Raw genomic sequence first — 10781 nt, forward strand, 5'->3', positions numbered from 1 at the left:
CCGTTCTGTGCTCTATCTGGACTTAGAAGTCCATGCCACCCGTCGGGTCGCCGGCCGGAGCCCCGACCTTCTCGGGCTTGTCGGCGACGACTGCCTCGGTCGTGAGGAACAGCGCGGCGATCGACGCGGCGTTCTGCAGCGCGGAGCGCGTGACCTTCGCCGGGTCGATGATGCCCTGCGCGAAGAGGTCGCCGTACTCGCCGGTCGCGGCGTTGAGGCCGTGACCCGCGGGAAGCTCGGCAACCTTGTTCGCGACGACGCCCGGCTCGAGACCCGCGTTCAGCGCGATCTGCTTGAGCGGAGCCTCGATCGCGACACGCACGATGTTCGCGCCCGTGGCCTCGTCACCGACGAGGCTGGTGATGGCCTCGGTCTCGTAGGCGATCTTGCCGGCCTGGATGAGTGCGACGCCACCGCCGGGGACGATGCCCTCCTCGACGGCCGCCTTCGCGTTGCGAACGGCGTCTTCGATGCGGTGCTTGCGCTCCTTCAGCTCGACCTCGGTGGCCGCGCCCGCCTTGATGACGGCCACGCCGCCGGCGAGCTTCGCAAGACGCTCCTGGAGCTTCTCGCGGTCGTAGTCGCTGTCGGTGTTGTCGATCTCGCGGCGGATCTGAGTCACGCGACCCTCGAGCTGAGCCGAGTCGCCGGCACCCTCGATGATCGTGGTCTCGTCCTTGGTGATGATGACCTTGCGAGCACGGCCGAGCAGGTCGAGGGTGGTGTTCTCGAGCTTGAGACCGACCTCCTCGGTGATGACCTGGCCACCCGTGAGGATCGCGATGTCCTGCAGCTGCGCCTTGCGACGGTCCCCGAAGCCGGGAGCCTTGACGGCCGCCGACTTGAAGATGCCGCGGATCTTGTTGAGCACGAGAGTCGCGAGCGCCTCACCATCGACGTCCTCCGCGATGATGACGAGCTCCTTGCCGTCCTGGATCACCTTGTCGACGATGGGCAGAAGGTCCTTGATGTTCGAGATCTTCTGGTTCGCGATCAGGATGTAGGCGTCCTCGAAGACCGCCTCCTGGCGCTCGGGGTCGGTGACGAAGTAGGGGTTGATGAATCCCTTGTCGAAACGCATGCCCTCTGTGAGCTCGAGCTCTGTGCCGAAGGTCTGCGACTCCTCGACGGTGACGACACCCTCCTTGCCGACCTTGTCGATCGCCTCGGCGATGAGTTCGCCGATCGTGGGGTCAGCGGCCGAGATGGAAGCGGTCGCGGCGATCTCCTCCTTCGAGGTCACCTCCCGGGCGTCTTCGAGCAGCTGGTCGGTGATGGCCTTGACGGCCTTCTCGATGCCCTTCTTGAGCGAGATCGGGTCCGCGCCGGCGGCCACGTTGCGGAGGCCCTCCTTCACGAGCGCCTGAGCCAGAACGGTGGCCGTCGTGGTTCCGTCACCGGCGACGTCGTCGGTCTTCTTGGCGACCTCCTTGACGAGCTCCGCGCCGATCTTCTCGAACGGGTCGTCGAGTTCGATCTCCTTGGCGATCGAGACGCCGTCGTTCGTGATCGTGGGGGCGCCCCACTTCTTCTCGAGCACGACGTTGCGACCGCGGGGGCCGAGCGTCACCTTGACGGCGTCAGCCAGGATGTTCAGGCCGCGCTCGAGGCCACGACGGGCCTCTTCGTCGAAAGCGATGATCTTTGCCATATGTGTTCGTCCCTCCCGGACGTAAGCGATGGTCATTGGCACTCGACAGGAGTGAGTGCTAATCCATTCTGGCACTCGCCCCTATCGAGTGCAAGCCGCGAGGACGCGGTGCGACACGGAAGGCACCGCCACCGCCCTGTGCGGACGGGTCGACCTTCCGGTTGCATGCCGGTCACCGCACCACGTCGGTGGGGTGCGGTGGCACGGGAGGGATGTCGCCCTCGGCGGGGCGACTCCGGCTACGACGCTGAGCGACTCAGGCTACGACGCGAACCGATTCGGCCTGCGGGCCCTTCTGGCCGGCGCCGACCGTGAACTCGACCGTCTGGCCCTCTTCGAGGACGCGGAATCCTGACATGTCGATGTTGGAGTAGTGGACGAAGACGTCCTGCCCATCGGCCACGGTGATGAACCCGAAACCCTTCTCGGCATTGAACCACTTGACGGTGCCCTGGGTCATACGAATCTCCTGTTGCGGTTGAAGACAGGCTTCATCGTAGGCACGCCGCAAAGCCGCCCAAGGGCTAGGAAACCAACTGTTGACATACGTGCGCCCAAGTTTTACCGACTGGAAACACGGCGTCGCGCGGGTCGTCAGGGAGCGGGCGTCGGAGTCGCCCCGGCCGCCGTCCGATCCAGCCCGATGACGACGGTCAGCTGCGGTACGGCCGGGTCGGCGGGTTGATACGTGTCGCTCTGCACGACGAGCGCGCCACCGATGACGCCGGCGAGACCCGCCGCGGCAGCCTGGTCCTCCGGCGCGAGGTAATAGACGGTCGTCTCGGGGAAGTCATCCGATCCGGCTTCGCTCGCGAGCACGTTGTCGATGGGCCAGCCCGCCGCGACGACGACATCCTTCATCTGCGTCGCCAGGCCGTCCTGCGGGGTCGCGTTCAGGATGACGACCTCGTACGAGGTGTCCACCACCGGCTCGACGGTCGGCACCGGGGTCACCGTGGGCTGAGGAGTCGGGAAGAGCTCGATGCGGCCAGAGGCCAGGAGTGTGCCGAAGATCCCGAGCACGACCAGCACGATGGTCGCCACCGCCGCCCAAAGCAGCACGACCCAGGCGCGCATGCGGGGGTTCTCGGCACGGTGTGCGCCGACTCGACCCGCGTCCGGAAGGTCGTCGAAGCGATCCCGCGGGAAGGTCGTTTTCGGCACCAGATGATGTTACCGGGCCGCCGCCCGGCGCTTTCGTGCGCCGGGCCGGGGCGCCGGCTACCCGGCGTCGCCGGAGGCGTGGCTGAGGCGCAGCTCTCGCCGCGCGTCGCGAAGCCTGCGGAGGCGTTTCACGAGCATCGCGTCGTGCTCCTGTGCCTCCGCGGTGTCGATGAGACGCCCGAGCAGCTGGTAGTACCGGGCGGGCGACATCCCGAGGTCTGAGCGGATCGCCTCTTCCTTCGCACCCGCGTGGCGACGCCATTCGCCCTCGAAGGCGAGGATGGCGCGATCGCGATCAGTGAGGGGCACCCGCTCACGCTAACCCCGGCTCGCCGCCTCCCCGTGACGCCACTCCACGAAAGCGCCGAGCGGGTCGACGGCGGCGAGCGGAACGCCGTCGCGGCCGAGCACGAAGCCCGGCCACGTCACCGGATCGATCCGCGGATGCCACGCGTCATGCAGTCCGGGCGGATCGATCGAGATCCACACGGCGTCGAGGTCGAGAACCGCCGTGATCAATCGCTCACGACCCGCGCGGGGGATGTGCGGCAGGACGCCCGGCGTGGTGACGACGAGCGTCGCACCTGCCGGCGCTCGGCGCGCCGCGGCCCGGAGCACATCGGGGTCGGACGCGTCTCCCCGGATCATCAGCGGCGGATCGGCCGCCGCGATGTCGAGCGCGGCCTCGATGCGGGCTGCCCTTCCCGTCTCACCCGGCCACACCAGTGTGGTGAGGAAACGGCGATCGGCCGGGTCCGCGGGGTCGAGCGGGGCGAGATCGATCCCGGCTCGCCAGACGACCTCGGGCAGGCGGAGCGGCGGGTCACCCGATGCCGCGCAGCTGAGCACCACCCTCGACACGCCGCCGGCCGGATCAAGGTCCACCCCGCCCGCATAGCGGTACGAATAGCGGTCGGGGTAGAGGCACAGTCCTGCGCTCGCGCCGAGTTCCAGGAGGGCGAGCGGGCCGTCGACGCCGCTGAGCGCGGGAAGAAGCGCCGCGCACCGCTGCGGTTCGTTCGTCTGCAGGCTCCGCCGAGACGCTTCGGCGACCACTTCGTCCGCGTGCGCAGCGAGCCACGCCGCCCACGTCGGGTATGCGGCCTCCGGCGCGCCGAGCAGCCGCGTCACCGCGAAGACGAGCGGCGGCTGTCGATGCGTCTCGGGAATGCGCGCGATCACCGCCGCTGTCGGCTCGTCGGCGGCAACTCCTGCTGCCCAGTCGGCGTACAGCGCTGAGCGGCCAGGTGCCTCATCCCGAGCGAATCGCAGGTAACGGGCCGCGACGGCGGCATCGGCGGGGGTCGGCACGGCTTCATTCTCGCGGGGAACGTGCAGCCGCGGTGGCACGGGCGGCGCCCGCCTGCGGTTGAATGGAACCGACTGCCCTTGAAATCCGAGGAGAACTCATGACCTACGCCGTTGACAAGAGCGACTCGCAGTGGCGCGACGAGCTCACCCCCCAGCAGTACGCGGTGCTCCGTCAGGCGGGCACCGAGCGAGCCTGGACCGGCGAGCTGCTCGACGAACATCGAGCCGGGCTGTACACGTGTGCCGCGTGCGGTGCCGAGCTGTTCCAGAGCGGGACGAAGTTCGACTCGCACTGCGGCTGGCCGAGCTTCTACGAGTCGATCCGGCCGGAAGCGGTCGAACTCATCGATGACAGCAGCCACGGCATGCAGCGCACCGAGGTGCGATGCGCAAACTGCGGTTCACATCTCGGGCACGTCTTTCCCGATGGCTTCGGCACGCCCACCGGCGACCGCTACTGCATGAACTCCCTCTCATTGGACTTCACGCCCGGCTCCGACGCATGACGGGTGCCCTCGAGGCGGTCCGGGCCCGTCGCTCGTGGTCGAGGGTGACGGATGCCGCTCCCTCGCATGCCGAGCTGCTGACGCTCGTCTCGGCCGCGGGCCGCGTCGCCGACCACTCGTCGCTGCGGCCGTGGCGGCTGATCGAGCTGCGCGGCTCGGACCGCGAACGACTCGGACGGGCGATCAACAAGGCGAACGGCGACCGCGGCTCGTCGTCGAAGCCGCTCCGTGCCCCGCTGCTGATTGCGATCGTGGCCAGCTATCGCAAGAGCAGCAAGGTTCCGCGCTGGGAGCAGGAGGCCGTCGCGTCGGGCGTCGCCCACGTCCTCAGCCTGCTGCTCGACGAGGCGGGATGGGGAGTCCTCTGGCGGACGGGTGACTACACCCGCTCGAAGGCGATCGCGAAGGCGCACGGACTCGGCAAGAACGAGGAGCTGCTGGGCTGGCTATACGTGGGGGGAAAGCCTCCCCGCTCTCGCCTGGGCAGGCGCCGGGCCGTTGATGCGCGCCACCACATCGCGCGCATGCCGAAGGCCAAGGCTGCCAAGGCGGACGACCACGCCGAGTAGGCGCCGACCCCTCAGCGCCGCCTCCGCCGCCAGGGTTCGGCGGCGACGGCGACCGACAACAGCGCCACGACGACCATCGCGATCTCCTGGACGAGGCCCGGGCTGCCGGCGGCCGGCCACAGCGCGTCGATGATGACGGAGGCCACCAGCTGTCCGACGACGACGCCGAGTCCGAGCAGCAGCACTCCGGTGTAGCCGACCAGTGCGGCCGACAGCATGATGTACGCGACGCCGATCGCTCCACCGGTGTAGATCCACGGGTCCGCCGGCAATGCCTCGGGCGCGCCGGCGATCGCCACGCGGACGAGCGCAGCGGCGACGAGGATGATCGTGCCTCCGATGAAGTTCACGAGGGTCGCCGTCAACGGCGTGCCGACGCGCTGACGCAGCCGGCCGTTGGTCGCCTGCTGCCACGCGATGCCGACACCGGCCGCGAAGGGCAGCGCGAGCATCCAGAGCGGGATGCCGCTGACCCCGCCTCCGACGAGAGCCAGACCGACTGCGGCGAGCGCGAGCAGGCCGCCGAACACCCGGGGCACAGTGACGGCCACCACTCCCGCGGGTCCGTAGCCGATGCGGTCCAGGAACAGTCCGTTCACGGCCTGCCCGGCGACGACTCCGACCGTGAAGAGCGAGACCCCGATCACGCCGACAGCCAGGCCCTGCGTCGCGACCGTGAGCGCACCCGCCGCCCCGCCCGCCATCATCCACCATGGGATCGTGCGGGCGCGGATGCCATCGGTGAGGGCTTTCGCCCCGCGACGACCGGCGGGCAGCGCGGCCGAGAGCACCAGGAGGATGACGAGTCCCGAGCCGAACGAGATCGCCGCGGCGACGAGCCCATCGTCGAGGCGGGCGCCGAGCTGGCCGTTCACACGGGCTTGCAGGGCCGTCAGGATGCCGACGAGGGCCGCACCGCTCAGCAGGATCCAGGCCGGAACGTGCGCGCGTCCGTCGGCGCCCGTCATCACGAGCCGACTACGGGACTTGAACCCGTAACCCCCTAATTACAAGTTAGGTGCGCTACCAATTGCGCCAAGTCGGCAGAGCGTCCAGTGTACCGGCGGCGGGCGCTGGTACGTGGTCGCTGTGGACCCGCCCGCCTACGGGGTCGCGGTCGGCGAAGGTGTCTCTTCGGACTCCTGGTAGTACGCGTCGCTCGCGATCGTCAGGACGAACTGGGCGAACTCCTTGGGGTCGTCGAGGGCTCCGACGTAGGGGGTCCCGTTGACGAGCACCATCGGGGTGCCGGTGAGCGCGACGTCATCGGTGTCGGGCAGACCGCTGAGCGCCCGGTCGGTGGCTTCCTTGGCCCACGTCGAGAACGACTGCTCCTCGATGCACTTGCTGACCCGCTTGGGGGCGTCTGAGCCGACCGCGACAGCGAGCGTCGCGAGCTCGGCGTCGGTGAGACCATCCGACTCGACATCGGGCTGCTGGGTGAGGAGTGCGTTGTTGAACGCGAAGAACTTGGCGGGCGAGTACGTCGCCACGCACGCCGCAGCACTTGCAGCCCGCAACGAGTACTTCGTGCCGTTCGATTTCGCCGTCAGCATGGCCACCGGATAGTACGACAGCGTCGCGGCGTCCTGATTGACCCACTCGGACAGCTGCTGCACGTTCGCGAGCTGGAAGTCCTTCGAACCGGACGAGAGGTAGTCGACGTACACGCGGATGTCGACCATCGACTGGTCGGTCGGCGTCGCGGTCGGGTCGGGCGTCGCCTTGGCCGTCGGCGTGGCGGTAGGGGTCGCGTCGGTCTGACTCGTGTCGCTCATCGGACCGACGCCACTGACGTCCGTCACCATGAACCCGTCGTCGCTCACATTGGCAGGTTGCATGAGCGGCTTGGATGCCGCGGACGAGACGGCCCACGTCACCACCACCGCAGCCACGGCCACGATCGCGATGACCGCGATCGAAATCGAGGCCGTGCGCATCGCACGCGCCCGCGACTGCTTGACGTGGACCTGCTGCGCCTTCTCGCGCACTGCGTCCCGGCGCTCGCGGGGAGCGGCGGGGTTCGGTGACTCGTCGCTCGACATGGAACCTCTCGGGACGGACGGGGGCCGGAAATCGGCAATGGGCCACAGGGATGGCGGCCGTTGACGATGCTAGTCAGCCAGTCTGGGAAATGCCCAGACGGAGCCTCCACGCGACCCGTGTCATACTAGGGGGGCGCCCAACGCTGGGCGTGCGGGCAACCACCCGCTCATTCCTCACTACGGATCGTCCGGCACGTACCTGCCGGTGAAGGAGAAGAGAACATGGCGTCAGTCACGTTTGACAACGCAACCCGCTTGTACCCCGGGGGCACCCGTGCCGCCGTCGACAAGCTGAACCTCGAAGTCGCCGACGGCGAATTCCTGGTTCTGGTCGGCCCCTCGGGCTGCGGAAAGTCCACCTCGCTGCGAATGCTGGCCGGCCTCGAAGAGGTCAACTCGGGCCGCATCCTCATCGGCGACCGCGACGTCACCGACGTCCCGCCGAAGGACCGCGACATCGCGATGGTGTTCCAGAACTACGCGCTGTACCCGCACATGACGGTCGCCGAGAACATGGGCTTCGCGCTCAAGATCGCCGGCGTCGGCAAGGAGGAGCGTGCAGCTCGCGTCCTCGAGGCCGCCAAGCTCCTCGACCTGGAGGAGTACCTGACCCGCAAGCCGAAGGCCCTCTCGGGTGGCCAGCGTCAGCGCGTCGCGATGGGCCGCGCCATCGTGCGTCAGCCCCAGGTGTTCCTCATGGACGAGCCGCTGTCGAACCTCGACGCCAAGCTCCGCGTTCAGACCCGCACGCAGATCGCGTCGCTGCAGCGCCGTCTCGGCGTCACCACGGTCTACGTCACGCACGACCAGACCGAGGCCCTCACCATGGGTGACCGCATCGCGGTGCTCAAGGACGGCATCCTGCAGCAGGTCGGCACGCCCCGCGACCTGTACGAGCGTCCGAACAACGTGTTCGTCGCCGGCTTCATCGGCTCGCCCGCGATGAACCTGTTCGCGGCCGACCTCGCTGAAGGTGGCGTGCAGTTCGGCTCCGAGGTCGTTCCGCTCGACCGCGACACGGTCGGCCGTGCGAACGGCAGCGGCGTCACGGTCGGCGTCCGCCCCGAAGACATCGTCGTCGGCCCGGCCGACGGCAAGGGTCTCTCGGTCGTCGTCGACCTCGTGGAGGAGCTCGGCGCAGACGGCTACCTTTACGGCCACACCGACATCGCCGGCAAGCGCACCGACATCGTCGCGCGCGTCGACGGCCGCCGTCACCCGAACGCGGGTGACACGGTCACGCTGGCAGCGACGGCCGGTCACGTCCACGCGTTCGACCTCGAGACGGGCGAGCGCCTGAACGACGCTCCGGTCATCTCCGGCACGTAAGGTTCTGCAACCGCGGCGCGGAGGGTCATCGACCTTCCGCGCCGCGGTTCTCTTTCCACCGCCTGCCGGGAGAGCGATGCCAGACGCACTCAGCATCACGGCGAGTTCGGTCGATCCGGGACTGCTGACGCTTCCCTGGTCCACCACGCTCGCCGAGTGGCCGTCGAGCCACATCGTCTTCCTCCCCAAAGGGCTGTCTCGCCACCTGGTGCGCTTCGCGAATCTGTCGGGCCGAGTGGTCGCCATCAAGGAGACCACGGAAGAGATGGCCCGCCGCGAGTACGACATGCTCGGCAACCTGGCGCGACTGGATGCGCCGTGCGTCGAGCGCGTGGCGGTCATCGCGGGACGGCGGGCCCACGCGCCCGGAGGCTCCGCGCAGCGTGGGGAGGATGTCGACGGCGACATCCTGCCGTCCGCGCTCGTCACGGCGCACCTGAAGTTCTCGCTCCCCTACCGGGCGCTCTTCACCCAGGTGCTGCGCCCGGATACCGCCACACGACTCGTCGATGCCCTCGCCGTGCTCCTCGTCCGCCTTCACAACGTCGGGTTCTTCTGGGGCGACGTGTCGCTGTCGAACACGCTCTTCCGGCGCGATGCGGGCGCGTTCGCCGCGTACCTCGTGGATGCCGAGACCGGCGAGCTTCACGAGAACGGGCTCACGCGAGGTCAGCGTGAGCACGATCTCGATGTCGCGAGGACGAACATCGCGGGCGAGATCATGGATCTCGAGGCCGGCGGGCGGCTCGAGGGAGGCGTGGACGCGATAGCGATCGCCGACGGCATCGTGTCGTCGTATCACTCGCTGTGGACGGCGCTCACCGACAGCGAGACGTTCCGCACCGACGAGGCGTGGCGGCTCACAGAGCGGGTCCAGCGACTCAACGACCTCGGATTCGATATCGGCGAGATGTCGATCCAGACGACGACGGACGGTACCCGGGTTTCGATCCAGCCGAAGGTGGTGGATGCCGGGCACCACCAGCGCCGGCTCATCCGCCTGACGGGTCTCGACGTCGAGGAGAATCAGGCTCGCCGACTGCTCAACGACCTCGACGAGTTCCGGGTGCGGGTCTCACGCCTCGGAGACGACGAGGAGATGGCCGCCCACGAATGGCTCACGCGGGTGTTCGAGCCCGTCGTGAAGGCGATCCCGTGGGACCTTCGCGCGAAGCTCGAGCCGGCCGAGGTCTTCCACCAGGTGCTCGAGCACCGCTGGTACATGTCGCAGGCACACGGCCGGGCCGTGCCACTCGCTGAGGTGCTGACGAGCTACATCGACGATGTGCTCCGGCACCGTCGCGACGAGGCGCAGCTCATGGCTCCCGTCACAGAGACCGTGTCACTCCCGGTGATCACCGCCGATCTGCCGTTCGTCGTCGAGGACGACGGGGTCGACTGGCGCGATCTGGTCTGAGGCGGATCAGACCTCCATCCGCACCGGGTTCCCGATCATCCCGACGAACCCGCTCAGCCACTGCGCGGCGAGCACCCCGTCCGGGCGGGGCGAGCTCTCCCCCGATCCCGCGAACCCGCCGCCGCTGAGCGGCGGCGGGAGCTAGTAGCCGACGGTGAAGCGCTCGCGCGAGTGCTTGGGCTCTTCGATCTCGTCGACCACGGCGATCGCGAAGTCCTCGCCGGAGATGTACGAATCGCCGTTCTCGTCGGTCACGATGACGTCTCCGCCGGTTCGGTACGAGCCGGTGCGCTCGCCCGGGTTGTAGGCACCGAAGCCGCCGGCCGGATGGATGTAGAACCAGTCATGTCCGCTGTCGCCGGCGCGGAGATCCTCGAGGATGCCGATCGCCTCGAGAGCCTCGGGCTTGTACTCCTCGGTGAAAGAGGGCAGGTCGACGACCCGCTCACCGTCCTCTGCGACGAGGCTGCCGCCCGCGCCGCCGATGATGCCGACCCGGACGCCGCGCGGGAGCTCCGCGAAGAGCTCGGCGATGCTCGGGCGCAGGCTGCCCAGCATGTCGCCGCGAGGGGCGACAGCCGAAACGATGACCTCGACTCCCTCGAGCTCCTCGATCAGGCCGGGCACGTCGAGGAGGGTGCCCTCGATGTACGTCGCGCCCTCGACGCGCTCCGCAGGCACCGAGCGTGCGACCGAGACGACCGTGTGACCGCGCTCCACCGCCTCGGCGACGATGTGGCGTCCGGCATAGCCGGTTCCTCCGATGACGGCGATGCGAGCCATGGTCTT

12 protein-coding genes and 1 tRNA gene are annotated in these 10781 nt (G+C 68.7%); 4 read left to right on the plus strand and 9 right to left on the minus strand.

The window, feature by feature from the left end; genetic code table 11:
* Positions 1–22: 22 nt before the first annotated feature.
* The 5 genes from groL to ABD188_RS16655 form a co-directional block, all read right to left on the minus strand.
* On the minus strand, positions 23–1651 hold the full coding sequence (gene groL, locus ABD188_RS16635; RefSeq protein ID WP_344064849.1) for a chaperonin GroEL: 1629 nt from the start codon (positions 1649–1651) through the stop codon (positions 23–25).
* 256 nt (positions 1652–1907) lie between these two features.
* Positions 1908–2111: a cold-shock protein gene (locus ABD188_RS16640; RefSeq protein ID WP_292829120.1), complete on the minus strand. Its 204-nt coding sequence runs from the start codon at positions 2109–2111 to the stop codon at positions 1908–1910.
* Between the two features lie 134 nt (positions 2112–2245).
* Positions 2246–2815: a LytR C-terminal domain-containing protein gene (locus ABD188_RS16645; RefSeq protein WP_344064858.1), complete on the minus strand. Its 570-nt coding sequence runs from the start codon at positions 2813–2815 to the stop codon at positions 2246–2248.
* 57 nt (positions 2816–2872) lie between these two features.
* Positions 2873–3124 carry a DUF3263 domain-containing protein gene (locus ABD188_RS16650; RefSeq protein WP_344064861.1) on the minus strand — a complete coding sequence of 84 codons (252 nt, stop codon included), beginning with the start codon at positions 3122–3124 and terminating at the stop codon, positions 2873–2875.
* Between the two features lie 9 nt (positions 3125–3133).
* On the minus strand, positions 3134–4126 hold the full coding sequence (locus ABD188_RS16655; RefSeq protein ID WP_344064863.1) for a DUF2332 domain-containing protein: 993 nt from the start codon (positions 4124–4126) through the stop codon (positions 3134–3136).
* Positions 4127–4224: 98 nt separating this feature from the next.
* Here ABD188_RS16655 and msrB point away from each other — a divergent pair, with 98 nt between their 5' ends.
* Both msrB and ABD188_RS16665 read left to right on the plus strand, forming a co-directional pair.
* Complete coding sequence (gene msrB / locus ABD188_RS16660) at positions 4225–4632, plus strand: peptide-methionine (R)-S-oxide reductase MsrB (protein ID WP_344064866.1); 408 nt, start codon at positions 4225–4227, stop codon at positions 4630–4632.
* The gene (locus tag ABD188_RS16665; protein WP_344064869.1) at positions 4629–5201 is read left to right on the plus strand and encodes a nitroreductase family protein; all 573 of its coding nucleotides are present in this window, start codon (positions 4629–4631) and stop codon (positions 5199–5201) included. Before msrB ends, ABD188_RS16665 begins: the two co-directional genes overlap by 4 nt.
* An 11-nt stretch (positions 5202–5212) precedes the next feature.
* On the opposite strand, the gene ABD188_RS16670 is transcribed toward ABD188_RS16665, so the two are convergent.
* The 3 genes from ABD188_RS16670 to ABD188_RS16680 all read right to left on the minus strand — a co-directional run bounded on the left by ABD188_RS16670 (position 5213) and on the right by ABD188_RS16680 (position 7246).
* Positions 5213–6169 (minus strand): DMT family transporter, encoded by a 957-nt coding sequence (locus tag ABD188_RS16670; protein WP_344064872.1) that lies wholly within the window; start codon positions 6167–6169, stop codon positions 5213–5215.
* A 4-nt stretch (positions 6170–6173) separates the two neighbouring features.
* Positions 6174–6246, minus strand: a tRNA-Thr gene (locus ABD188_RS16675).
* A 58-nt stretch (positions 6247–6304) separates the two neighbouring features.
* Positions 6305–7246 (minus strand): DsbA family protein, encoded by a 942-nt coding sequence (locus tag ABD188_RS16680; protein ID WP_344064875.1) that lies wholly within the window; start codon positions 7244–7246, stop codon positions 6305–6307.
* Between the two features lie 222 nt (positions 7247–7468).
* Between ABD188_RS16680 and ABD188_RS16685 the strand changes: the two genes are divergently transcribed.
* Together ABD188_RS16685 and ABD188_RS16690 are read left to right on the plus strand one after the other, a co-directional pair.
* On the plus strand, positions 7469–8575 hold the full coding sequence (locus ABD188_RS16685) for an ABC transporter ATP-binding protein (RefSeq protein ID WP_344064878.1): 1107 nt from the start codon (positions 7469–7471) through the stop codon (positions 8573–8575).
* A 76-nt stretch (positions 8576–8651) separates the two neighbouring features.
* Entirely contained in the window at positions 8652–9992 is a 1341-nt protein-coding gene (locus ABD188_RS16690; RefSeq protein WP_344064881.1) for a DUF4032 domain-containing protein, read from the plus strand.
* Positions 9993–10133: 141 nt separating this feature from the next.
* On the opposite strand, the gene ABD188_RS16695 is transcribed toward ABD188_RS16690, so the two are convergent.
* Positions 10134–10775, minus strand: a complete 642-nt coding sequence (locus tag ABD188_RS16695; RefSeq protein WP_344064884.1) for an NAD(P)-dependent oxidoreductase — start codon at positions 10773–10775, stop codon at positions 10134–10136.
* Between the last annotated feature and the right edge of the window lie 6 nt (positions 10776–10781).

The sequence above is a fragment of the Microbacterium pumilum genome, assembly GCF_039530225.1.
GTDB lineage: Bacteria > Actinomycetota > Actinomycetes > Actinomycetales > Microbacteriaceae > Microbacterium > Microbacterium pumilum.